The organism is Bacillus luti (genome assembly GCF_001884105.1).
Classification (GTDB): domain Bacteria; phylum Bacillota; class Bacilli; order Bacillales; family Bacillaceae_G; genus Bacillus_A; species Bacillus_A luti.
Genome location: NZ_MACI01000078.1, coordinates 59,068 through 83,051, shown reverse-complemented (window position 1 = coordinate 83,051; position 23,984 = coordinate 59,068). Strand labels below are relative to the sequence as shown.

The 23,984-nt window shown below is 34.3% G+C and carries 23 protein-coding genes; 6 read left to right on the top strand and 17 right to left on the bottom strand.

What is annotated here, in order from left to right:
- From BAQ48_RS19040 to BAQ48_RS19025, 4 genes are all read right to left on the bottom strand, one after another.
- The gene (locus tag BAQ48_RS19040; RefSeq protein ID WP_207544844.1) at window positions 1-1,299 is read right to left on the bottom strand and encodes a sensor histidine kinase; all 1,299 of its coding nucleotides are present in this window, start codon (window positions 1,297-1,299) and stop codon (window positions 1-3) included.
- A 63-nt stretch (window positions 1,300-1,362) separates the two neighbouring features.
- The gene (gene malS / locus BAQ48_RS19035; RefSeq protein ID WP_071712613.1) at window positions 1,363-3,075 is read right to left on the bottom strand and encodes an oxaloacetate-decarboxylating malate dehydrogenase; all 1,713 of its coding nucleotides are present in this window, start codon (window positions 3,073-3,075) and stop codon (window positions 1,363-1,365) included.
- A gap of 75 nt (window positions 3,076-3,150) precedes the next feature.
- Complete coding sequence (aspA, locus tag BAQ48_RS19030) at window positions 3,151-4,590, bottom strand: aspartate ammonia-lyase (protein ID WP_071712373.1); 1,440 nt, start codon at window positions 4,588-4,590, stop codon at window positions 3,151-3,153.
- 24 nt (window positions 4,591-4,614) lie between these two features.
- Complete coding sequence (locus BAQ48_RS19025) at window positions 4,615-5,886, bottom strand: cation:dicarboxylate symporter family transporter (RefSeq protein WP_071712372.1); 1,272 nt, start codon at window positions 5,884-5,886, stop codon at window positions 4,615-4,617.
- Between the two features lie 377 nt (window positions 5,887-6,263).
- On the opposite strand from BAQ48_RS19025, the gene pyrH reads away from it, so the two are divergent.
- Window positions 6,264-7,007, top strand: coding sequence for a UMP kinase (gene pyrH / locus BAQ48_RS19020; protein WP_000806137.1), 744 nt, complete (start codon window positions 6,264-6,266; stop codon window positions 7,005-7,007).
- 220 nt (window positions 7,008-7,227) lie between these two features.
- On the opposite strand, the gene BAQ48_RS19015 is transcribed toward pyrH, so the two are convergent.
- The 8 genes from BAQ48_RS19015 to BAQ48_RS18980 all read right to left on the bottom strand — a co-directional run bounded on the left by BAQ48_RS19015 (window position 7,228) and on the right by BAQ48_RS18980 (window position 15,135).
- The gene (locus BAQ48_RS19015; RefSeq protein ID WP_071712371.1) at window positions 7,228-7,800 is read right to left on the bottom strand and encodes an imm11 family protein; all 573 of its coding nucleotides are present in this window, start codon (window positions 7,798-7,800) and stop codon (window positions 7,228-7,230) included.
- A 220-nt stretch (window positions 7,801-8,020) separates the two neighbouring features.
- Complete coding sequence (locus BAQ48_RS19010) at window positions 8,021-8,590, bottom strand: imm11 family protein (protein ID WP_071712370.1); 570 nt, start codon at window positions 8,588-8,590, stop codon at window positions 8,021-8,023.
- Between the two features lie 109 nt (window positions 8,591-8,699).
- Window positions 8,700-9,911: a cardiolipin synthase gene (cls, locus tag BAQ48_RS19005; RefSeq protein WP_071712369.1), complete on the bottom strand. Its 1,212-nt coding sequence runs from the start codon at window positions 9,909-9,911 to the stop codon at window positions 8,700-8,702.
- 110 nt (window positions 9,912-10,021) lie between these two features.
- Window positions 10,022-11,167: an ABC transporter permease gene (locus BAQ48_RS19000; RefSeq protein WP_071712368.1), complete on the bottom strand. Its 1,146-nt coding sequence runs from the start codon at window positions 11,165-11,167 to the stop codon at window positions 10,022-10,024.
- A gap of 1 nt (window position 11,168) precedes the next feature.
- Window positions 11,169-12,278, bottom strand: coding sequence for an ABC transporter permease (locus BAQ48_RS18995; RefSeq protein WP_071712367.1), 1,110 nt, complete (start codon window positions 12,276-12,278; stop codon window positions 11,169-11,171).
- Window positions 12,279-12,315: 37 nt separating this feature from the next.
- Window positions 12,316-13,254, bottom strand: coding sequence for an ABC transporter ATP-binding protein (locus BAQ48_RS18990; protein WP_002148977.1), 939 nt, complete (start codon window positions 13,252-13,254; stop codon window positions 12,316-12,318).
- Window positions 13,255-13,391: 137 nt separating this feature from the next.
- A complete protein-coding gene (locus BAQ48_RS18985) occupies window positions 13,392-14,492 on the bottom strand; it encodes a sensor histidine kinase (RefSeq protein ID WP_071712366.1) in 1,101 nt (366 codons plus the stop codon).
- A gap of 4 nt (window positions 14,493-14,496) precedes the next feature.
- Entirely contained in the window at window positions 14,497-15,135 is a 639-nt protein-coding gene (locus BAQ48_RS18980; RefSeq protein WP_071712612.1) for a response regulator transcription factor, read from the bottom strand.
- A gap of 281 nt (window positions 15,136-15,416) precedes the next feature.
- Between BAQ48_RS18980 and BAQ48_RS18970 the strand changes: the two genes are divergently transcribed.
- From BAQ48_RS18970 to exsE, 4 genes are read left to right on the top strand one after another with little or no spacing between them, the layout of a single operon-like run.
- A complete protein-coding gene (locus tag BAQ48_RS18970) occupies window positions 15,417-15,899 on the top strand; it encodes an RNA polymerase sigma factor (protein ID WP_242660477.1) in 483 nt (160 codons plus the stop codon).
- The gene (locus BAQ48_RS18965) at window positions 15,896-16,339 is read left to right on the top strand and encodes a hypothetical protein (RefSeq protein WP_071712364.1); all 444 of its coding nucleotides are present in this window, start codon (window positions 15,896-15,898) and stop codon (window positions 16,337-16,339) included. The genes BAQ48_RS18970 and BAQ48_RS18965 overlap by 4 nt, the downstream gene beginning before the upstream one ends.
- Window positions 16,332-17,402, top strand: coding sequence for a hypothetical protein (locus tag BAQ48_RS18960; protein ID WP_071712363.1), 1,071 nt, complete (start codon window positions 16,332-16,334; stop codon window positions 17,400-17,402). The genes BAQ48_RS18965 and BAQ48_RS18960 overlap by 8 nt, the downstream gene beginning before the upstream one ends.
- Window positions 17,399-18,361: an exosporium protein ExsE gene (gene exsE, locus BAQ48_RS18955; protein WP_071712362.1), complete on the top strand. Its 963-nt coding sequence runs from the start codon at window positions 17,399-17,401 to the stop codon at window positions 18,359-18,361. Before BAQ48_RS18960 ends, exsE begins: the two co-directional genes overlap by 4 nt.
- 30 nt (window positions 18,362-18,391) lie before the next feature.
- On the opposite strand, the gene BAQ48_RS18950 is transcribed toward exsE, so the two are convergent.
- Together BAQ48_RS18950 and BAQ48_RS18945 are read right to left on the bottom strand one after the other, a co-directional pair.
- Window positions 18,392-19,639, bottom strand: coding sequence for a DUF445 domain-containing protein (locus BAQ48_RS18950; protein WP_071712361.1), 1,248 nt, complete (start codon window positions 19,637-19,639; stop codon window positions 18,392-18,394).
- Between the two features lie 163 nt (window positions 19,640-19,802).
- Window positions 19,803-21,125: a D-serine ammonia-lyase gene (locus BAQ48_RS18945; protein ID WP_071712360.1), complete on the bottom strand. Its 1,323-nt coding sequence runs from the start codon at window positions 21,123-21,125 to the stop codon at window positions 19,803-19,805.
- A gap of 148 nt (window positions 21,126-21,273) precedes the next feature.
- On the opposite strand from BAQ48_RS18945, the gene BAQ48_RS18940 reads away from it, so the two are divergent.
- Window positions 21,274-21,819, top strand: a complete 546-nt coding sequence (locus tag BAQ48_RS18940) for a helix-turn-helix domain-containing protein (RefSeq protein ID WP_071712359.1) — start codon at window positions 21,274-21,276, stop codon at window positions 21,817-21,819.
- A 45-nt stretch (window positions 21,820-21,864) separates the two neighbouring features.
- On the opposite strand, the gene BAQ48_RS18935 is transcribed toward BAQ48_RS18940, so the two are convergent.
- The 3 genes from BAQ48_RS18935 to BAQ48_RS18925 are packed head-to-tail and all read right to left on the bottom strand — an operon-like array spanning window position 21,865 to window position 23,984.
- Window positions 21,865-22,545, bottom strand: a complete 681-nt coding sequence (locus tag BAQ48_RS18935; protein ID WP_071712358.1) for a prolipoprotein diacylglyceryl transferase family protein — start codon at window positions 22,543-22,545, stop codon at window positions 21,865-21,867.
- Window positions 22,546-22,562: 17 nt separating this feature from the next.
- The gene (locus tag BAQ48_RS18930; protein WP_071712357.1) at window positions 22,563-23,117 is read right to left on the bottom strand and encodes a TlpA family protein disulfide reductase; all 555 of its coding nucleotides are present in this window, start codon (window positions 23,115-23,117) and stop codon (window positions 22,563-22,565) included.
- A 54-nt stretch (window positions 23,118-23,171) separates the two neighbouring features.
- Window positions 23,172-23,984 (bottom strand): M56 family metallopeptidase, encoded by an 813-nt coding sequence (locus BAQ48_RS18925; protein ID WP_071712356.1) that lies wholly within the window; start codon window positions 23,982-23,984, stop codon window positions 23,172-23,174.

Sequence of the window (23,984 nt, the reverse complement as noted above, 5' to 3'; positions counted from 1 at the left end):
CTATTCTCCTTCCCGCTTTAAACTATCCTCTGGTACACAAACGATGAACTTGCAGCCTCTTCCAGTTTCATTGTCTTCTAATCTTACTTCTCCACCAAGCTCTGTTACCATTTCGTGTATGTAAGAAAGTCCAATTCCTGTGGATGGTGTTCCCGTTTGATCATACTTTGAAGTAAACCCAGGCTTAAACACTAATTTTTTATACTTTTGTGCAATACCAGGCCCATCGTCAATTACCTCAAAGATTACATGTTGATCTCGTTTATATAAATTAATACGAATAAGACCTCTATCTTCAATTGCTTCAACTGCATTGGCAACTAAATTATTGAAAATTGATAACACTGTATACACGTGATATGCAGCGTGCTCACCTTCTATATGTTTAGAAAAATGTATATCTTTTTCTAACATTTCAGCATACTTCTCATTTATTCTCACAATCATTTCTGCAAGTTCATGTCCTTCTACATACTCAGCTACATTTTTATCTAATAATAGTTTAGACAATCCTGCAAAGATTCTTTGATTATCTTTTTTTATTTCATGTACTTCTCCCGCTATTTTCAATGCTGTTTTACCATTCGAATCATTGATTACTTGCAAGTTCCGATATAATTGATATGCTTCTTGTGTAATTAACTCCGCATTTTGTAACGTTTTCTTTAAATGAACAGATTCTACATATAAATTAGACAGGTGCATTAGCATATTTTCATTTTCTTTTCGCACTTGTGATTCTTTTAATTTCGTTTCATATAAGTTCATCATATTTAAAAAACCGAGTGCAAAGAAACTACGAAAAATAGCAATAATAATTAACTTATTTACTTCAGAAACCGTTATTGTTGTACCGAGCACTACCATATGATAAATCGCAAGTTCTGACATACTCGCGATAATTTCAATTGTAATTCCAAGGCACCCAATAACGATTGGCTTCTGATGAAACTTATTCACTCTACAAAGCGAAAAAAGACTTCCATAAATAAAATAATAGAAGAACACAGGATAGCGCAAATAAAATGATTCTGTCATATGAAATGAACCTTGCAACACCCAATCAAGACATACACGGAATAAGACTACACATATACCAACAAGAATACCTGCAGCAGCAGCTGGTACTCTTCTTAAAAATAGTAATAGAAAGAAGAATAGCGGTGTCCCAAAGCTAACACGAAACGTATCGTTAAAAGGATGAAAATTCAGCTCTCCAGCAATCGGAACAACGACCATTAATATAATTAAAAGAGACATATCATTCTTCCATAATTGATTCCAATTCAAAAGTGCCACTTCCTATGCATTTTTTCAATCGTACAAATAAAGCCCGCTTATAATAATAAACGGGCTTTATTTCTATATTCTAACCTTTTCTACCGCTTTTATTTGGCGATACTCTGGCATCCACATTGCTTCTTTCACCGCAATCTTGATATCATTATCACTTAATTTCTCTCTAGCAACACCTTCTGCAACTGCAACTTTCGCTACTTCAATTGCAACCATTTCGGAGATATTACGTAACTCTTCAACTTCTGGCAAGATAGGTGCTCCTGGCTGACTTGTATCTACCATGCTTGCAACTGCTTCAGCTGCTGCTGCGAACATTCCATCCGTCATGACGCTTGCACGCACAACAATTGTTCCAAGACCAAGTCCTGGGAAAATAAGTGCGTTATTTGATTGCCCGATAACGTACGTTACACCGTTATACGTAACTGGTTCAAATGGACTTCCTGTTGCAACTAATGCTCTTCCTTCTGTCCATTCAATTAAATCTACTGGTTTTGCTTCAGCAAGTGGCGTCGGATTCGACATTGGTAAAATGATTGGTCTTTCTACGTGAGAAGCCATTTCTTTAATAATCTCTTCTTTAAATGCGCCCGCCACAGTAGATGTACCAATTAAAATTGTCGGTTGTACATGTTTTACAACTTCAGCAAGTCCGATTACATCATTTTCTTTCCACTCACTTACTTCTGCTTCTTTTCTTGCATATGGAATTTGGAAATCAAGAAGATCTTCCATGTTATCTGTAACTAATCCGTTTCGGTCAATACACCAGAAACGATTATGTGACTCTTCTTCTGATAAGCCAGCGCGGACCATTGCATCTCTTACTTGATCTGCGATACCGATTCCAGCTGTACCAGCGCCAAACACAACAACGCGGTGTTCACTTAGTGGTACACCAGAAGCTTTCACCGCTGATAATACAGCAGCAAGTGAAACTGCACCTGTACCTTGAATATCATCATTAAACGTACATACGTCATGACGGTATTTATCTAAAATTTTTCGTGCATTGCGAGAACTGAAATCTTCCCAATGTAAAAGTGCTTTCGGGAATTGTTTATTTACCGCTTGTACAAACGTATCAATAAATTCATCGTAAGATTCACCCGTTATACGTGGATGACGATTTCCAATATAAAATGGATTGTTTAATAGTTCCTCACGGTTTGTACCTACATCTAAAATTACCGGTAATACACGGCTAGGATCGATTCCAACTGCCGCCGTATAAACAGCTAATTTTCCGATTGCGATGTTAATGCCACCAACACCCCAGTCACCAATTCCTAATATGCCTTCTCCATCTGTTACAACGACTAAATCAATGTTTTCAGCTGTTGCACCGATATTATTGAATGCTTCTTCAATACCTGAAGGGTCGTTAACTGATAAATAAACGCCGCGTGGTTTACGGTATTCATGACTGTATCTTTGAATCGCTACACCAACAGTAGGTGTATATACAATTGGTAACATTTCACGTAAATGATCTGTTAATATACGATAAAATAATACTTCATTTCGATCATGTAACGCTGTTAAGTATACATTCTTTAATAAATCATCCGGCTGGGAACAAAATTGTTCGTATGCCCGGCGCGCTTGTTCTTCTAACGTTAAAACCGCTGGCGGTAATAACCCTTTTAAACCTAATTCTTCTCTCTCTTCTTGCGTGAAAGCTACCCCTTTATTTAAAAGTGGTGTTGATAATACTTCTACTCCTCTTAATGTCGTTTCTAATGAACCATTAGAAGCTACTGTAAACTTGCTCATAACATCCCTACCTCTATTCATATATAGCATTTCTATATTGTAAACAAAAAAGAGGGGCTTGTCCCCCCTCTTCTTTTAATTTTTCTTTAAAAGAGTTGCTCCAGCAATCCCTGGATGTGTCATTTCGAATGGATCTAGAATTAACTCTAAGTCTTCTTGTGACAACACACCATTTTTCACACAAAGTTCTCGAACGGATTGGCCTGTTGCAATTGCTTCTTTCGCAACACGAGCTGCTGCTTCATAACCGATATGAGGGTTCACGGCTGTAATAATTCCTACACTCTTCTCAACATACTCTTTTAAGCGATCTTCATTCGCTTCAATTCCTTTTAAGCAATTATCTGTAAAGGCACGGAAACCGTTATTCATAATGCTAATCGATTGCAGTAAGTTGAAAACAAGCACTGGTTCCATAACGTTTAATTCTAATTGGCCTGCTTCTGAAGCAAGACAAATCGTATGGTCGTTACCGATTACTTGGAACGCAATTTGGTTAATCACTTCCGGCATAACAGGGTTTACTTTCCCTGGCATAATAGATGAACCTGGTTGACGAGCTGGTAACATAATTTCCGCTAAACCAACACGTGGACCTGATGCCATTAGACGAAGGTCATTCGCAATTTTAGACATGTTCATCATACATACTTTAAGTGCTGCAGATACTTCAGTATAAGCATCCGTATTTTGCGTCGCATCTACTAAATCTTCTGCACCAACAAGTGGTAATTCACTAATTGTAGCTAAATGTTTTACAACTGCTTCAATATATTCTGGATCTGCATTTAATCCTGTACCAACTGCAGTCGCTCCCATATTTACTTCATATAAATGTTGACGTGATTGCTTAATACGTTTCATATCACGTTCAAGTACGCGAGAGTACGCTTTAAACTCTTGTCCAAGACGAATTGGCACAGCGTCTTGTAAATGTGTACGACCCATTTTAATAACATGGTCGAACTGTTCTGCTTTTAATTCAAATACATCATGCATATAGCCCATCGTTTGTAATAGGACTTCTAATGCATTTAATGTTGCGATATGAATCGCTGTTGGGAATGCATCGTTTGTTGATTGCGCCATATTCACATGACTGTTTGGACTAATATAATGATAGTCTCCCTTTTCCATTCCTAATAATTCAAGGGCACGATTGGCAATGACTTCATTTGCGTTCATATTCATTGAAGTTCCTGCACCGCCTTGAATTGGATCAACGATGAAATGATCATGCCACTTTCCATCAAGAATTTCTTGAGCAGCTTCTGCGATCGCGCCGCCCTTATTTAGTTCCAATCTTCCTACATCTGTATTAGCAAGTGCTGCAGCTTTTTTTACAATTGCGAACGCTTTAATTAAGCCTTCATGAATTTTGTACCCTGTAATTGGGAAATTCTCCACTGCACGCATTGTTTGTACACCGTAGTATGCATAATTAGGCACTTCTTTTTCACCTAAAAAATCTTTTTCAATACGTACTCCATTTTTCACTTCAGTTAATGTTGCCATGATTTTTCACTCCTTAACGATTTCTTATGCTGCTTTTGTTTCTTTGACTGTTTCTACATATTGTTTTGCTTTCTCATGATCGAATTCGCCTTCCCACTTCGACATAACAATGGCAGCTAATGCATTTCCTAATACATTGACAGATGAGCGAATCATATCTAAAATACGGTCAATTCCCGCAATTAACGCAATACCTTCTAACGGTAAGCCCATTGAGCCTAACGTTGCTAATACAACAACGAATGATGCACCTGGAACTCCCGCCATACCTTTGGATGTTAACATGAGAACGAATAATAACGTTATTTGCTCCGTCAGTGACATGTGTATACCGTACATTTGCGCAACAAACAATGCCGCTAACGCTTGATAAATAGCCGATCCAGTCAAGTTAAATGTATAACCTGTCGGAATTACGAAAGAGGCAACTGCCTTTGGACAACCGAACTCTTCCATTTTTCTCATTATATTAGGTAAAACAGCTTCTGAACTTGCTGTCGTAAATGAAAGAATAAGTTCTTCTTTTAAAATTTTCATTAATGTAAAAATGTTTACTCCAACCATTCGTGCATTAATACCTAATACAATCACAACGAATAGTATAACAGTTACGTATACAGCTAGCACTAGTTTTCCTAACGGAAGTAGTGTTGCTACACCAAATTTTGCAACTGTAACGGCAATTAATGCGAATACACCAAATGGTGCGAATTTCATAACTTGATTTGTAACCCAAAACATTGCTTCGAGCACACCTTCAAAGAAGTTAAAGACAGGCTTTCCTTTGTCTCCAATTGCCGCAACACCTAAACCGAATAAAACTGAGAAGAATATAATCGGTAATAAGTCACCTTGTGCAATAGATTCAAATACGTTTTTTGGTACAATATGAACAATTGTGTCAGCAAAACCTTTCTTCTCTGTTGCATCTGCTGTTTGTTTATAAGAAGAAATATCACTTTGCTGTAAATTATTCATATCCACACCAGTACCTGGTTGGAATATATTCGCTGCAAGTAATCCCATTAAAATAGCAATCGTCGTAATAATTTCGAAATAAAGAATTGTTTTTCCGCCTAGTTTCCCAAGCTTCTTCATATCACCTACACCAGCTACCGCAACAATTAATGCTGAAATAACAATCGGTACTACAATCATTTTAATTAAGTGAATAAATATATCCCCAACTGGTGTGATATAAGAAATCGCCGTTTTATTTCCATAAAAGATTGCCCCTACCACAATCCCTAAAACAAGCGCGACAAAAATTTGTGTTGCCAATCCGAATTTTTTCATTTATGTTCATCCCCTTTATGCGAACGCTTTCATTTCGTATTTATAAAAGCTACTCACACATCATATAAGCGAACCTACAAAATCATACAAAAACCTACAAGTTCGTCACAAAAAATTCGAATTTTTTTCTTATAATATTCATTGACACATATTCCGTAAAAAGAAATAAAATATACTTGATAAAACATCAGATTATTTCGTATAATCTAAAAGATATACGTATTCAAACTAACAAGGATGAAAAGGAGTGGATATTATGAAAAATCATGCGAAGAAATTCATTATATCTATTTCTTTTCTATTTCATTTTCATAAAAAGGAACAAGGGCATTCGCCTTTGTTCCTTTTTTATTGCGATCTATATAGGGGGAATTGTTATGAAGCCATATAAACGAGTCTTAATTAAATTAAGCGGCGGCGCACTTGCTGATCAATCCGGAAATAGCTTTAACTCGAAACGATTAGAACATATCGCAAACGAAATTTTATCCATCGTTGATTTAGGCATCGAAGTCTCCATCGTAATTGGTGGTGGTAACATATTCAGAGGTCATTTAGCTGAAGAATGGGGAATTGATCGCGTAGAAGCTGATAATATAGGCACATTAGGAACGATAATTAACAGCTTAATGCTTCGCGGCGTTCTAACTAGTAAAACTGATAAAGAAGTACGCGTTATGACTTCCATCCCTTTTAATGCGGTAGCTGAGCCATATATTCGCTTGCGTGCAGTCCACCATTTAGATAACGGTTATATCATCATTTTTGGAGGCGGGAACGGGCAACCGTTTGTTACGACAGATTATCCAAGTGTACAAAGAGCCATTGAAATGAATAGTGACGCCATATTAGTCGCAAAACAAGGAGTAGATGGTGTCTTTACAAGTGATCCAAAACATAACAAATCAGCGAAAATGTATAAAAAACTAAACTATAACGATATTGTTAGGCAAAATATACAAGTCATGGACCAAGCTGCTTTACTGCTGGCCCGGGACTACAATTTACCAGCACACGTCTTTAACTTTGATGAGCCTGGCGTGATGAAAAGAATTTGTTTAGGTGAGCATGTAGGGACATTGATTAATGATGATGTTTCGATGTTGGTGCATGAAAAATAATATTTTTCATCGGAAGTTTTGTTCATCTCCACGAATTATTAGCCTTTTACAAGCAGCTGATCTCCCACCTCAAAATTTGCCTCTTTGCTTCAGCCGAATTTCGAAGTGGGAATCTTACTGCTCATTAATGCAGGATAAATAGTCCCCTACTTTGTATAGCAAGGGGACTTAAGTTTTTATCTTAATTTTTTTCAGGACCATTTATAATTTTAGAATTTATTTATGAGAGCTCTTCTGAATCCCACACTTCAATAAATTCAAAACCTTTTAATTCACTTTGTCCAATAAGAATCTTCAATTCATCTGAAATAAAAACAGCTGTGGGATGAATTTTCCCATTTATATAAACCTTAAAAATCATCTCATTTTGAACAGTATTACTATCAAATGCGAATTTTTCGCATCCTATTATTAAACCTGTAATCAGTTTTTTAAAAATTGCTTTATCACTATCAATTGCATCTAGTACATTCAACACATGAACCAAGTAATATACCTCACTAGTTGAATCGCGTAAAAGTGGTAAGAATTCAACATTATCACCTATTAAAGGTTCAAGTACTTGCTTGGCTTTTTCACTAATCATTGGTGCACCAGTTCCTCCCCAAAATTTAGGGAAATCACTATGAATATCTCCTTCAATACACTCTATATATATATTTCCCCATGAATTTGCTAAATGAGTTATCGAATTTATTTTTCCATCAATATATTTTTTATGGTCTTCTTCAAAATTTAATAACTGGAAAGACTGATAGTTATCTAATACACTCTTTAATACCCATATTTTCATGCTTATTCCCCTTAACTATTCTTTTATCTTCTAAAATAAAATAGAATATTAAGTAACAAAAAATCGTTTACTACTATTTACTTTGTGATTCTAAAATATATCTTGAATATGAATTACTATACTTATTCATAATTAAAGGCTTATACAAGTGCATAAGCTTTTTATTTTTTACTCTCTTAGATATGGGTTCCCATTAATAATCTAATTAAATTAGATTTCTTTACGCACCCTCTTCTGAATCCCACACTTCAGTAAATTGAAAACCTTTTAATTCACTCTCTAAAATTGCATTTTTGAATTGATCTGATACTAAAAGATATTTAGGATGTACCTTCCCATTTATATTCAATTTAAAAATTGGTTCATCCTGGACAACATAAGGAATAAATACAATTTTTTTACACCCTATTATTAAACCTGAACTTAACTTATCAAAGATTGTTTTATTAGTATCAAGTGCTTCCAACACTCTTAAAACATGCATAGCATAGTATTTTTTATTTGTTTGTTTATGAATTAATGGTAAAAATTCAATAGTATCTCCTACTATAGGTTCTAAAACATTCTTGGCTTTTTCACTAATTATTTGTACACCAGACTTTCCCCAAAAAATAGGAGAATCGCTTAACTTTCCTTCATCTGCTACCTCAATAAACTTAGGCGTCCATGAATCTAACAAACTCACCATAGAATTAAAACTAATTTTAAAATATTTTTTATCCTCTTCATAGTTCAATAATTGAAAGGTTTCATAATCATCAGTCGAGCTTTTTAATTGCCAAATTTTCATATATATTCTCCTTTATTACCATAATAAAGTATAAAACAAGAAAGAACCTTCTATTTTTGAAGGTTCTTTCTTACTTCTTCTTTGCACTCACTTTATTCCCATTAAATTTTCACAAATAAAAATCCACCAACCCTGCCAACTTCTCCTTACAACGCTCCCAAAAAGATAACTTCTCAAAAAATTCTTTCGTCATTTCTTTTGAATCATGAATATCTTGCGCTAATGCCTCGTTCACTTCTGATACGATAGTCCCACCATGAATATACAAATTCATCTCATCATTAATATAAAAGCTACGTGCAGTTATGTTCGTTGTACCAATAACAGTTAATTCATTATCAATCAGCATTAGCTTCCCATGAAACATCCCTTTTTTATAACCATATACCGTAATCCCGTTATTAACAGCTTGACGTATATAAGGATATGCCGCCTCTTTAATAAGAGGAATATCTGGTTTATATGACCAAAGTATTTTTACTGTAACGCCACGTTTTTGTGCGGCGATTAAAGCGTTCATTAACTCTTTATTTTTCGCTATAAAATACGGTGTCGTAATGACAACCGAATGCTTCGCTTGGTTTATTAACTCAACATATTTTTCAGCGACGTGATGCCCATTGTAACTAGCCATCGTATGTAACGTGTTCCCTTTACTAGCTTTATTCGTACTTCTCTTTATATGTTCTTTCGTATCTCGTTTCCAGTCTAGAGCAAACTGTTCTTCTAAATCTTTTGCTCCTTCTCCTTTAAGCCGCACATGATAATCACGCCAATATCCGAATCGCTTATCTTTCCCTAAGTACTCATCTCCTATATTAAACCCGCCTGTATACCCAACCTCCCCATCAATCGTCGTAATACGGCGATGATTACGATGGTGAAGTGAATAAAATCCGAACGGCAATTCCGGTTTTCTACTATATGTAAAATGTACACCACTTTCCCGCAATTCATTTATCATCTTTCTTTCAAATGATAAATCATTAATGCGATCAACTGATAAATAGACGTTTACTCCTTCTTTTGCCTTCTCTTTTAATAAGTTTAAAAAAGTATGGCTACTTTTATCATCCGACAAAATAAAAAAATACGTGTAAATAGATTGTTTTGCTTCTCTGATGTCAGTAAATAACTGTTTATAAAATGACTTCCCTTCTACATATAATTGAAAGTCACTATAATGAGGAGCGTACTCTGTCGGCATATTTTTCCCGGCTTCTATTTTTCTTCCGAGTGTAACGTCAATTTGCATCCAAATTAATATAAAAATAAACATAGCAATAATAATAGAAGTAACTCGCAATATTTTTTTAATCATTTTAATTTCCTTCCGCTCGTTTTCTTTCCACCTTTCTATTTTGTCATTCAAATTTAGATTTCATGCTTCATACAAAAAAGGATGTGACTTAACGTCACACCCTTTTTATATTAAACAAAGTTCCTCGCATCATTATTTCTTCCAAACTTATAAATAGCAATTAAGAAGAACGCAATGGCAAAGGCAAATAAAATTAAAATGTTTAAATACAACTCCGAGAACGGGATTCCTTGTTGTAGTTTCGATACTGTATCTAACAACCAGCGCTGTGGAAGAAAATTAGCTACTTTCTGTACTGCATTTGGCATAATGTCGTACGGGAAATAACATCCAGCGAGCAAACATGTTGGTACTATCACTAAATTTTGCATTGCATTTGAAGCAGCTGAACTTTTTGAAAAAGACACAATGACTAATGATAAACCAATTGCTATTAAAGCGAATATCATAAGCACACCAATCATTACTATGAAAGGCATATTAATATTTGTATGAAAAACATTCGTCATAAATAATACTGCAATGACAATTTGCAATGTTAATACCATCATATTTACTGCTACATTGGATAATATAAATTTCTTTCCGTCAATCGGTGTTGATAATAATCTAAAGTACGTTCTATTCTCTTTTTCTTTTAAAATAAATCCTGATAAGTTCACTGCTGAAAACAGCATAAACATAATAAGGTAACCCATCGTTTGGTTTGTCATATCTTTATTTTTCGAAGTATCTTCAAGCGTCTCCGTTTTCATTTTAAATGAACTTTTTTGATACCCTGCGTACATATTATCAAATGCACTTTGATCTGTTCCTGCCACTTTACTAATAGCTGCTACATTATCAATATAGTTGTATAAATATGATTTTATAAATCCTGTTACTTGATCACCTTTAATCGATGAAATTTCAATATGATCTGGTTTCCCTTCTCGAACACTTTTTGAAAAACCAGAATCTAATGTAATCACTCCATCAAGTTTTTTGGAAGTGAGTTTATCTTCTACTTCAGACTCCTTAACCTTACTCACATTCACATGATTTAATCCTTCTAAAAACTTTATCGTATCGTTTGCTATCGGCTCATTTTCTTTATTTACAATCCCGATATTTAACGTTCCTTGCCCTGCATTTCCGTATATCGAAAAAGAGATGAGCGTTCCGATTATTGGCAAACTAATAATAATGAATAACCCTTTTTTATTTTTCAAAAGTACAGATAACGTTTTTTGTATGAGCCATAAAATATCTTTCATACTATAGCCCCTCCCGTCTACGTAATGCAATAATTGCAATTAATAAAAAGAGTGCTGATATTCCAAGGTTTAAAGAAATAACTGGTAGTGCTGCCCCTACATCATTCGCATAAATAATTTTCATAACAGCTGTATTTGCCCACGTTAATGGTGATAAATTCGTAACGAAATTTTCTTCTATTACGAAATATGCACCACCAAAAATAGAAGCTAATTGCACTACTACCATAATAATCGCTCTTGATGCTTCAGCTGTTTTCGTAATATATCCGATTCCTAAACCGAAGCTAATTGCTAGAAAGACTTGTGTTAATAAAATAATAAATATGATTCCAAGATGCTCGCCCCAATTCGCTTGAAAAACAAATTTACTAAATAACATAACGAGTAATATGCACAGGGCGTTTGCTACTAGACTACCAAGTACTTTTCCAATGAATATTTCAGCCTTACTTATTGGTGCAGCAATGAGACGATCTCCTGTTTTACGTATTCGTTCTCTTCGAATTAAAGAACTCGCTCCCATCGCAGCATATAGTGCAATCATCGTCGTCATTACAACCGCATAGTAATCCATAGAACCTGGCTTTTTCGCAGCTTGTAAAGATGTTTCTTTTATATAATCATTATGATTTCCATTTGAAATAACTGCGTTCACTTTACTAGGATCAACTTTTGCAACTTCGGCTGCTACATTGTACTTATCAACAAATGTTGTTAGCATGCCTTCCACAATACTTCCCTCAATACTACTTTTGTCACTTCCGTAAAATTTCGCACCATCTTTCTTTAATTCTACATAAGCAGCATATTTATTTTGCTTCACTTCTTCTTTCCCATCTATACTGCCGGAAGCTTTTTTAAAATGAATACCTGATTTATCGACTTCTTTCGTAAATGCTTCAAATGATTGAGAAAATGTGCTACTCGCTTCATCTTTGTATAGCACTTGTATATCCTTAATCGATTGACTATCGCTATTAAATGCATTACTTAACGCTGTGCCTAAAACAAGCATAAGTACTATCGGAAATGCTAACATAAAAACTAAAGTTCTTACGTCCCTGAAATCTCTTTTAATATGCATAACTGCAATATTGAAGATGTTCAATTGATGAACCTCCCTTTACCTGTTCTTCTTTTACCTTTTATTTATCTCGTAAGTTTCTTCCAGTCAACGTAAGAAATACCGTTTCTAAATTCGGAGCCTGCTCCTCTAATGAACGAATTTCAATATCATGATTAATGAAATGCTGAATAATTTTATTTAAATTGTTTAATCCTGCATCCGAGTTCACTTTAATTACGTTCTCTTCGATTTGAACAGCTTTTACACCGTTTATTTCTTTTAATTTTTCTACATCTAAGTTCTCCACCGATTTCACTTCAATCCAAATATCTTTCGTATCAGTAATAATTGCTTTTAGTTGTTCTTTTGTACCCTCTGCAATCACTTTACCGTGATCTACTATCGCTATTTTCGTACAAATCTCTTCTACCTCTTCCATGTAGTGACTCGTATAAATAATCGTACTTCCCATCTCATTTAATTTACGTACTGACTGCAGAATATAGTTTCTTGACTGTGGATCAATTCCAACTGTCGGCTCATCCATAATAATTAGCTTCGGTCTATGCGCAATTGCACAAGCGATATTCAATCTTCTTTTCATCCCGCCAGAAAAGTTTTTCGGATAACTTTTATGTTTATCACTAAGCCCTACAAATTGAAGTGCTTCTTCTACTCTCGCTTTCAGTTCTGCTCCTCGTAACCCGTACAACCCAGCAAAGAATTTCACATTTTCATAAGCAGTTAACTCTTCATAAATCGCAATATCTTGCGGAACAATGCCGATGTTCATTTTCGCAAATCGGTTATGTTTCTTTATATTTTTTCCTAGTATGCTAATTTCACCTTCATTACTTCTTAGCAAACCAGCAATCATATTAATCGTCGTACTCTTACCAGCACCATTTGATCCTAAAAAGCCAAATATTTCTCCTTCTTTAATAGATAAAGACATATTATCAACTGCGATGAAATCACCAAATTTTTTCGTTAAATTTTTAATTTCTAATGTATTCATCATTTCACCCCTATTTCGGTTTCTCTGCTGTTTATTATAAACAAAAAGAATGAACCTGCTCAGTGCAGAAGTTCATTCTTTTCACATGAGAATATTCACTTTTTTCATATGAGATGATTCATCCTCGTCCCATTTTCTTATATCGGTAACAGCATCGTTACTGAAAAACCACTTGTCCCATCTACAATAATTTTTCCGTTTACAGACGCTGTTCGCTCCTCCATACCCATAATACCGAGACCTTTTTTAACAAGATCCGCACCTTTTCCATTATCCTTCACTTGTACTTTCACCATCTTGTTAAGTACATGAATATCGATTGAAATGACTGTCGCATCCGCATATTTCATCGCATTCGTTAGTGCCTCCGTAATATTTTCACCAATGATTTTCCACTGAATTGGTGAAATCATATCTAAATTCCCTTTATAAACGAAAGGAATGTTCACATCATGCTTACCAGCAAATTCCTCTATGAATAATTTCATACGATGAATACCAATTTGCTCTGTTGGTGGCTTCATATTTTTTAACGTAATGCGAATGCTTTCAATTCCTTCTTTTGAAATATGAATTGCATTTTGCAATAACTCCGCAGACTTTTCTTTATCTATGTCCATTAATCTCTTCGCTGCTTCCATTTGAATGAGTGCACCTGTCATCGAGTGACCAATTTTATCATGAATTTCTTGTGATAGCCGATTTCTTTCTTCTAACTTAAATGTGTATTCTGACTGCCTTATGTACTCTTTATTTTCATTTAGACTTTTCGTCAATCGCTGCATATCTTTTCGCATCTTATCATTTTGTGATTCAAGCTTTAATACACGTGATATATACCGTTCTGCCATAGTTAATAAGATGAAAGAAAATGCAACAATTAATCCATATGTCATTCGAATACTTTCATCTGCAAACATAATAGGAATCATCATAATGATAAAGAGTTGCCATTTCTTCTCTATATAACGAAATGTAATTTCATATAAGTTCAATGGTAAAAACAAAATAAAAAACGGATGAATTTTCCATGTAAATAACATAACTACACCAATTGACACAGAAGTTAATATGCTTTTGTACGTATCTTTTTTACATATAGAAATTAGCACGTTTACAGAAAGATATACAAGTAAAGTAAGTATAATCCATGGTAAGTTCGCAACATTTAAATAAATGTAACTAAACACAATATATATAAAGACAATTAATTTACTTACAATTAACCAAAATTCCATATCTTTAATCTACTTTCCCTGTTAAGTAATAAATCGCAATTTGTGTGCGATGCTCTAGTCCAGTTTTCCCTAAAATAGATGTAATATAATTTGCAATTGTTCCTTCTGATATGAAAAGTTGCTTCGAAATTTCTTTGTTCGAAAACCCTTTTGCAATTAATGCGATAATACTAAGCTCTCTTTCAGTAAAAAGACTCTTGTCTATTTTAGACTCTTCTCCTTTACTTTCCACTAAATTACACTTAATTTTATCAAGAACAACATCTTGCATAACAGTTTGGCCGTTATATACTCCTTTTATTGCATCACGAATACGCTCTGGGTCATTATTTTTTAATAAATAACCTTTCGCTCCGTTTTTTACTGCGTCCAAAATATATTCATCATCATCGAACGTCGTTAAAATAAGTGGTTTCGTTTTCGTCTCTTCACAAATAAACTTCGTTGCCTCTACCCCATTCATATTCGGCATACGAACATCTAAAAGAGCGATATCAACGTCGTTCTTTTTGCAATATTCCACTGCTTCTTTCCCATCATTTACTGTATCTACCACTTCGAACTCTTCATATGTATTTAAAATAATTTTCATGCCTTCTCTAATAAAAGAATTATCATCTGCTATTAATATTTTAATTTTCATGTTTGTTAGTATGGATCTTTCCTACTAACATTCACATCCTTTCTCCTCGTAACATTTCCTACTTGCTCATTATATACTTCTCTCTACCATTTTTTCACACCTTTTTCATATAGCCTCCCTGCAAGAAATATATTATTCTTTTTTTACAACATGTGTAGGGTGACTTATCATTCTTTACGTCTATATAATAGAATGCGTCAAAAAGGAGGGAGAGACCCATTGAGGAAAAACAATTAATTGAAAAAGCACAGCAAGGAAGCGAACATGCTTTTCGTATCCTTGTGCAAACATATCGTCATTATATTTTCCAAGTTATCTTTTCTATTGTAAGACATGAAGAAGATGCGAAAGATGTTACACAAGAAGTATTCGTAAAAATTCACACCTCTCTCCCAAATTATCAATTTCGCGGATTAAAAACGTGGATGGCGCGTATTGCTACCAATCACGCTATTGATTATAAGAGAAAGAAAGCTAGAGAAAACGAAGAACTCTCCTTATGTAAAGAAACTGAGGGAAATATAAAATCCTCTCATAATATTGAGGATTTATTATTGACGAAAGAGCAAAAATTACTCATTGCTCAAAAGCTGAGAGAACTTCCAGAAAATTACCGTGACGTCGTTCTCGCACATTACTTAGAAGAAAAAAGCTATCAAGAAATTGCTTTACAGAAAAACATTGAAGTAAAAACAGTCGAAATGAAACTGTATCGGGCAAGAAAATGGATTAAAAAACATTGGAAGGAGGAAGAGTTTCTATGATGCATTATTCAAAAGAAGATTGGAGCAATTATACATTAGATACTATAGCAAACAATGAACGTGAATCTATGGAAGAACACCTTTATGAATGTGATCATTGTTTAGCACTTTATATGGAAAGTATTGATGAGCAACATGAAAACCTTCCAATGATAAATGATGATTCATTTACAAACGAAGTTATGACGCAAATAAATTTTGAAACGCTACAACCTAATGAAACTATAAAAACAAACTCACTAAAGCGCACGATTATTCATTACATAATTGCGACTGCGGCTACCATTATTTTCATGGTAAGTGGTTTATTCCAATATATTTTCACAGCGACATCAAATTTTGAGAAATCTTCCAAAGAAAATGAAACTTCTATTTCACAACAAATTGTAAACAAAGCAGCGCATACATCAAAACAGGACGGAGGTTCAAATCATGAATAAAAATCCCTTTTTAGCACTTGTATTAGGGCTAATTCCCGGGCTTGGACATTTATATTTAAAGAAGTTTGGACGGTTTATTTTATATAGTGGAGGAGCTTTATTACTATTTTCTTTTGCAGTTTTTTGCGTAGTAGAATTAGGAGAGCGCACCATTGTCTTTCTCCCCCTATTTTTACTAGCTGTTCTATGGATAATTAACTTACTAGATTTAATTATCACCATTATTAACCAAACGAAAAAACAAGAAGCTGGAGAATTGATAAATCCCTCTAAAGAAAGCGAACGATTTTATATCATTCTCCTATCCATCATCCCTGGACTTGGTCATTTTCAATTAGGACTTATGCAACGTGGACTTACATTTTTAGTAGCTTGTACAGGGATTGGAAGTATGATTATATTCGTTTCACTCTTAACATCTCAAGGGAGTTTCCTTATCTTCCTTGTTACGTTACCTGTTTTATGGATTTATAATTTCTTCGATGTTGTTCAACAACTCCAGAAAAAAGAACGTGGTGAGCAGCTAGATGATCGTACTATTTTCGAAGAGTTTGAAGAGCACCGTGAACAAGGAAAGAAAAATAAAACATTCGCTTCTATTTTAGCAATGTTTCCTGGAGCAGGACATATGTATTTAGGCTTACAACGTCGTGGTCTTCAGCTTATGGCAGCCTTTTTACTTTCAATATACTTACTTGACTTATTAAGGCTTTCTGCATTTTTATTTTTAGTACCAATCATTTGGTTTTATAGCTTTTTTGATGCGTTACAACAAACTGCAAAATACGGAAAAGAACGCGTACATGACGAACCTATTATTGATTATTTCATAAATCATCAAAGATGGATCGGTATCGGATTAATTATACTCGGTGGTTATTATTTATTAGATCAAACAGTCCTTCCTATTTTGAATGATTATGTTGCAACTATATTTAATATTCACCTTAGCGAACTATATTATCGCTATTTCCAAACCTCTATCGTTGCACTCCTCTTAATTGGTGGCGGCTTTAAATTGTTACTTGGAAATAAAGAAAACAAAGGTGGGACAAACGAATGAGAACATGGCGTGTTGGAACATTCTCAATGGGGCTTTCTATTATTGCATTAGGTTGCTTCTTACTATTTTCAGTTATTAAAGGCACTCAAGCATTAGATTCTTTAACAGCATGGTGGCCTGTTTTACTTATTATACTTGGCGTGGAAATTTTACTATACCTTCTATTTTCTAAGAAGGAACAATCATTTATTAAATATGATATTTTCAGTATTTTCTTTATCGGCGTTTTAGGAAGCGTTGGAATTGCTTTTTACTGTTTACTATCAACTGGATTGCTAGAAGAAGTTCGTTACGCCATTAATACAACTAGACAAACAAACACGATTCCAGAAAGTAAACTTAACATTCCTGAATCTATCAATAAAATTGTAGTCGATGCAGGTACAGATAACCATCCTCTAACGATAGACGGAAGAAACTCAAATGAAGTTAGCCTTCTTGGAACATACGAAATGACGACAAAAGGAAATGAAAAACCAAATTTAAAACAAGAAGATTTTCTTTCAGTTCAAACGACTGGAGAAACAATGTATATAACATTAAAGGCGTTACCGTTTCATCAAAGAATGTTTGGTCACGAACCACGCGTAAAGCCGACGCTTGTACTACCACAAACGAAACATGTAGAAATTCGTGCTTCTAATCGAGATCTTTCTCTTTATCCAGGTCAATTACAAAACAATTGGTTTGTACAAGAAAGCTCAGGTGTATCTGTTCATTTAATAAAAGAAAGTGACGTATCTCTAACAGCAGTAACAAATCAAAAAGAAGCATACGGAAACACACCTTGGGAACAAGTAGAAGATTTAACGAAAAAAGAAAATAATTCTTCAGAAGAAAATCCGGAATTAGACAAGCAAGAACATTGGTATAAAAATTCGATTAAAACTGGAAATGGGACGTACAAGTTAAACATTGAGAAAGCTTATAATTTAAACATGAGTGTTATCGAAAAATAAAAAACCTTCCACAATTGTGGAAGGTTTTTCTTATATAATCGCTTTAATTCCCTCTAACACTAATCCAATCATAAATCCGCAAACAGCCCCGTTCACACGGATCCATTGCAAATCTTTGCCGACATTATTTTCAATCATTTCGATTAACGTTTTATCATCTAACTTATCAAGGTTTTCTTGCACAAGCTTTCCGATTTTCGAATGATTCTTTTCAACGAGTGTGACAACTTGCTTTTGTAACCACTCCTCTATTTTTTGAACAGTTTGTTCATCTTCTTTTATTTTATTCATTTGTGTTTGTAAAAATGGAATAACATACTTATCCGTAAATTCTTCATTTTTCACAAAAGTAATTGCCCTTTGTTGTACTTGCTCCAGCATCTCTTTAATTTTGTCAGTAGCATCCCAATTGGCAATCCATTTTTCTTTCCAATTTTCTAATTCCTGTAGTAAAGCTTCATTTTCTTTTACATTTATAATTTCTTGACGAATTTTTGTTAAAATAAGTTGTCTTGTACTATTATCAGCATCTTGTAAGCTGTTAATATTGCTAATGATAAACTTCTGCAAAATGCCACCAATTTTATCTTCATCTACAATATTCATAAATGATTTCAAAGTAAACTGCAAGAATCCATCTACTTTTATATTTTCCATAGCCTTCATTCCTAAGCTTCCAAGCTGATAACGAGCTTCATCTTGCGCTGTCCAATCTTTCCCCTTTACTAATATGTAATCAAGTGTCTTCTCATCATATTCTTGCACAACTAATTGATCAACAAGCACTTGTAAGATGTTACTTGTATTAATTGTATGCAAATACGTTTTTAATTCTTTTTCAATAATAACAGCTAACTTTTCCGTATCTATTGTAACAATCGCTTTCTCCGCAATCGTTACAATCCCTTTTTTCACAGCATCAGACTGCATTTCTCTCTCAGCAATTTGCAGCACCATTTGCGCTAGCTGCATTTCTTTTACTTTATTCGTAATACTTTCTTTCGTTAGCCATTCATTTTCTAACGTATTGATGAGTCCTTTCGTTACTCGTTTACGGTTTTTAGGTAACAAAGCTGTATGCGGAATTGGAATTCCCATCGGGTGACGGAATAAAGCTGTAACTGCGAACCAATCTGCAAGTCCGCCAACTAACCCAGCCTCAAATCCTCCTTGAATAATCTCTCCAGCTACCGTTCCTTGAAAAGGGATTGAAGCCGCAAAGCCTACTCCCATAACCCCAAGCGAAATACCCGCTATATATTTAGTCTGTAATGACATCGTATACACATCCTCTTATTATGTAAAATAAAGCTTTTTGTTGTATTTATTCAATATTAGTTATCCTTTATATATACTATAAAGAACTATTATGAAAATAACAAAGATTTTTATGTACATGAAAAAATGAGGCTACAATTAGCCTCATTTTTCTTATCGGTGCTTATTCCGAACCTTTCTTATAATATCCATTCATTACATCTTTCGGAACCATACTACCGCCAGTTCCCCACACAATATGAGTACCTGTCTTCATCTTCTCGGTTAACTGTTGCTTTTGTAAATACTCATCTTCGTTACATACTTTCACTGGTCCTATCATACCCGCTAATGCAGAAGGTTCTAAGTACATGTTTTCTGTATCAGCTAGCTCTTTTAATAATCTATACAACTCTTCATCACTTACTGTGTAATTGCCACTTAAAAATGGTTCCATCGTTTTACCCACAAATCCAGACGCTCTTCCTACCGCAAGTCCATCCGCAGCTGTTACATTATCAATCCCAATATCTTGAACAGCAATTTTATCATGAAGCCCTGTCATTAAACCAAGTAACATACACGGAGAGTGTGTCGGCTCTGCAAAGAAGCAATGTACGTTTTCTTTAAACAAGAGCTTTAAGCCAAATGCTACTCCGCCAGGTCCGCCCCCTACTCCGCAAGGAAGGTAAACGAATAAAGGATGTTCTTTATCTACTATAATCTTTATCTCTTCTAATTGCTTTTGTAAACGTGATGCTGCGACTGCATATCCCAAAAATAAATCATGGGAGTTTTCATCATCGACAAAATAACAGCTAGGATCGGCATCCGCTTGCCTTCTTCCTTCCTCTACTGCTTTACTATAATCAGCCTCATATTCAATAACGTTTACACCTTTACTTCTTAATAAATCTTTTTTCCATTGTTTCGCGTCTGCTGACATATGAACAGTCACATTAAAGCCTAGTTTCGCACTCATAATCCCGATGCTTAGACCTAAGTTACCTGTCGAACCTACTGCAATAGAGTATGTTGCAAAAAACTCTCTACATGTATCACTATCTAAAATGGAGTAATCATCTTCTTCTGTTAATATTCCATGTTGCAATGCTAATTGCTCAGCATGTTTCAACACTTCATAAATGCCACCTCTAGCTTTTATTGAACCTGATATTGGAAGGTGACTATCACATTTTAATAATAGTTCTCCTAGTACAGGTTTCTCATATCTTTTCTCTAAAGATTGTTTCATAGTAGGTATTTTCACTAAAGGTGATTCAATAATGCCGTTTTTTTCTTTCGTTTCAGGAAAAACTTTCGCAATATATGGTGCAAAACGCTTTAATCTCTCTTCCGCATCTTTTACATTTTCTTCATTAAGTGGTGAAGCTTTTATTGCTGTTTCATACTTTTCTATATTCGGGTTTATCCAAAACACTTCTTCTGTTGCAATAAGTTTATTAACTAATGGATACTCTGCTTTTAATTCCCCTATTTCCTTCATTCCGTTTCCTCCTCATATCCTTGTAGCTCACTATACAATAAATTATAATTAAATTAATTTTAATATAGTTTAACATAAAATACAGTTTTGGTTAATTTTAATTTAATTTATTTAAATATAATTTAACAATTATAAAGGAGAATGTTTTATGGAAAATATAGATATTGGTAAAAAGATTGAAAAGCAAAGAAAAGAAAAAGGTTTAACTAGTAAAGAACTAGCAAAGATGGCTGAAATTACACCATCTATGTTAAGTCAAATTGAACGTGGTTCTGCTAATCCTTCTATTCAAACATTAAAGGTACTCGCAAAAGCACTTGATGTTCCAACATTTAGCTTTTTACTTGAAGAAACAAATACAGATGATTTAATCGTACGCTCACATAAACGTAAGAAAATGATTATCGATAATTTATCATATGAAATGCTTTCACCTGATTTCACAGGAAATTTAGCAACGGCAATTATGACTATCCCACCGGATACTGCCTCATCAGAAAATGTTCTAGAACATAAAGGAGAGGAACTAGCCTTCGTATTGGATGGAACTATTACATTGCACCTAAATGAAGAAGAATACATATTAGAAACTGGTGATAGTGTAAAAATACCTGCTTATTTAAAGCATAAATGGGTAAATCAATTTGAAAAAAATGCGATTGTCTTATTTTCTGTTACTCCGCCAATTTTTTAATATATATAATAAAAATAGCCATGTACGGATACATTCCGTACATGGCTATTTTTTTGGTATCAACAAAATCCCTAAACTAATAACAACAAAACTCATTATTTGCTGTATGGATAGACCAAATAAAATCACATTTTGTTCACTAATTAGCGAAATCATAACGTGTGCAATTCCCTCAAAAATAAAAAAAGAACTTATATTCTTTCCATTTCCTAATCTTTCATTTTTTAGCCATAACCAGCTAATTATACAAAGAGCGAATATGATCTCGTATATGAAAATAGGATGGTATAAAAATTTAGATTCATATATTTTCATTCCCCAAGGTAGTGTCGTTTGTGCACCTACTTCTCGGTGGAATAGAAAATAAAAGATAATACTCATACACAACCCAAAAGGCAATGCATCAAATAAAATACGAAGTGAAAATTGATCCTTTTTACTTTTCCAAACAATGTATACACTCGCTAGTATGCATCCTACCATAATATGCTGCATACTACCTACAGCTACTAACGCTTGCACCGGCGACCTAAAAGCCCATACAGGATTTAAAATGGCCGGTGCAAATTTCCATACAAATACGATGATAAGGAAGGCATTTGTTACTGCATCCATAAGTTTTTCATATGACACACTTTGGTGCATCATCTTTCGTTTCATCAACATAAACCCAATTAAACTTCCAATTATAAGAGATACGGGTTGTAACCTCATGATCCACTCCATCACTACGTAATCCCCTCTTAATTCTCAATTAATTTCTTAAATTTCTCTTCTAATTGATCTGGAGGTAATACACCTCGTACATGTTCTACTATAATGCCATCTTTATTAACAAAAAATGTCGTTGGTAAAGAGAATACTTTATAATCTAATCCAGCTACTCCATCCATATCTAATAAAACAGGAAACTCAAATCCATGGCGATCCGCAAATGCACTTGCTTCTTGTACCGGGTCACTTACAGTTGCATTTACTGCAAAGATTTCAATATCCTTTTTATATTTGTCATAAAAATGAACTAAGTCAGGTGCTTCCATTTCACACGGTCCACACCATGACGCCCAGAAATTAATCACATATGGTTTTCCGTTTGCATCATTTAACGAATACAACTTTCCATCTAACCCTTTCAATGTTATATTCGGTGCTTTAAATCCTACTTGTGGTAATATTTCTTTCTCTTGTAATTCTGCTTGTTTCGCTTTTCTTTCTTTTTCTTCTTTCTTTGAATTATAAAAGTTGACTCCCGCCCACACGAGCGCTCCTACTAGTATAATAGCAATTAGCTTCTTCACTTTTCTTCCTCCAATCGCACTACATAAAGTAGTGTTAATTCTTAAAAAAAGAGGCTATATGCACTCTCCCACAATAAGTACAATCGATAGACAGAATAAACATAATGTTACATATACCGAATTCGTATGTAACGGCATATTAAGCTTAACAACTTTTTCATTTAACACTTGCTCAATTCGTAAATTGATTGCTGTTTTTGCAAATGAGGCTGTAACACATTGATTTTCCACCGTCTTTATTTTCATTAATTTTAATAACGCACTACCTAACTCGAATGAAGATTTCATTTTTTGCATCGCATATTTATCTGCTGCTAACTCTTGATACGCCTCATATCGTTGTAGTAGCCCTTTTAATATCGGGATGTATATCATGCCCTCTGCTAACAACGTAAAGCAAAATAATTTTAGCGGATCTCGATTGTTTTGATGATATTCTTCATGGAATACAATCGCATCAATTTCTTCCTCTGAAAACGTTTGAAGCATCCCTTCTGACATGACAACTTTCGGACGAAATATCCCAATTGTAAATGCTGCTACTTTCGTAGTCGGCAATATATATATTTGTTTTCCTTTTCTAATGAAAGGGAACAGTACTTTTTGCAATTTTTTACTATAGAAAAATTGCCGCCAAAGTCTTTTGCACACGATCAGTACAGTAAGTAATAACAATCCAGCTATTATAATACGAATGAGCGATAATTCTTTCATATGCTTTTCTAACTGAAACAAGCAAAATTTCGAAAGAAAGAACGCCTTATTTTGAAAAAGAAATGGATATGTAACGTAATACACTAACATGCTGAAAAAGAGAGTACTTACAATTACTGCTAACAATACGATTTTACGCGTTTGCCATTTCAT

Coding starts and splice junctions, on each gene's coding strand:
- BAQ48_RS18935 (WP_071712358.1), bottom strand. CDS start 22,545: ATGGAGTGGATCATGAGGTTACAACCCGTATCTCTTATAATTGGAAGT.
- cls (WP_071712369.1), bottom strand. CDS start 9,911: ATGATTAAAAAAATATTGCGAGTTACTTCTATTATTATTGCTATGTTT.
- BAQ48_RS19015 (WP_071712371.1), bottom strand. CDS start 7,800: ATGAAAATATGGGTATTAAAGAGTGTATTAGATAACTATCAGTCTTTC.
- BAQ48_RS18940 (WP_071712359.1), top strand. CDS start 21,274: ATGGAAAATATAGATATTGGTAAAAAGATTGAAAAGCAAAGAAAAGAA.
- BAQ48_RS18945 (WP_071712360.1), bottom strand. CDS start 21,125: ATGAAGGAAATAGGGGAATTAAAAGCAGAGTATCCATTAGTTAATAAA.
- BAQ48_RS19025 (WP_071712372.1), bottom strand. CDS start 5,886: ATGAAAAAATTCGGATTGGCAACACAAATTTTTGTCGCGCTTGTTTTA.
- exsE (WP_071712362.1), top strand. CDS start 17,399: ATGAGAACATGGCGTGTTGGAACATTCTCAATGGGGCTTTCTATTATT.
- BAQ48_RS18990 (WP_002148977.1), bottom strand. CDS start 13,254: ATGAATACATTAGAAATTAAAAATTTAACGAAAAAATTTGGTGATTTC.
- BAQ48_RS18950 (WP_071712361.1), bottom strand. CDS start 19,639: ATGTCATTACAGACTAAATATATAGCGGGTATTTCGCTTGGGGTTATG.
- BAQ48_RS18965 (WP_071712364.1), top strand. CDS start 15,896: ATGATGCATTATTCAAAAGAAGATTGGAGCAATTATACATTAGATACT.
- BAQ48_RS18985 (WP_071712366.1), bottom strand. CDS start 14,492: ATGGAATTTTGGTTAATTGTAAGTAAATTAATTGTCTTTATATATATT.
- malS (WP_071712613.1), bottom strand. CDS start 3,075: ATGAGCAAGTTTACAGTAGCTTCTAATGGTTCATTAGAAACGACATTA.
- pyrH (WP_000806137.1), top strand. CDS start 6,264: ATGAAGCCATATAAACGAGTCTTAATTAAATTAAGCGGCGGCGCACTT.
- BAQ48_RS18925 (WP_071712356.1), bottom strand. CDS start 23,984: ATGAAATGGCAAACGCGTAAAATCGTATTGTTAGCAGTAATTGTAAGT.
- BAQ48_RS19010 (WP_071712370.1), bottom strand. CDS start 8,590: ATGAAAATTTGGCAATTAAAAAGCTCGACTGATGATTATGAAACCTTT.
- aspA (WP_071712373.1), bottom strand. CDS start 4,590: ATGGCAACATTAACTGAAGTGAAAAATGGAGTACGTATTGAAAAAGAT.
- BAQ48_RS18960 (WP_071712363.1), top strand. CDS start 16,332: ATGAATAAAAATCCCTTTTTAGCACTTGTATTAGGGCTAATTCCCGGG.
- BAQ48_RS18980 (WP_071712612.1), bottom strand. CDS start 15,135: ATGAAAATTAAAATATTAATAGCAGATGATAATTCTTTTATTAGAGAA.
- BAQ48_RS19000 (WP_071712368.1), bottom strand. CDS start 11,167: ATGAAAGATATTTTATGGCTCATACAAAAAACGTTATCTGTACTTTTG.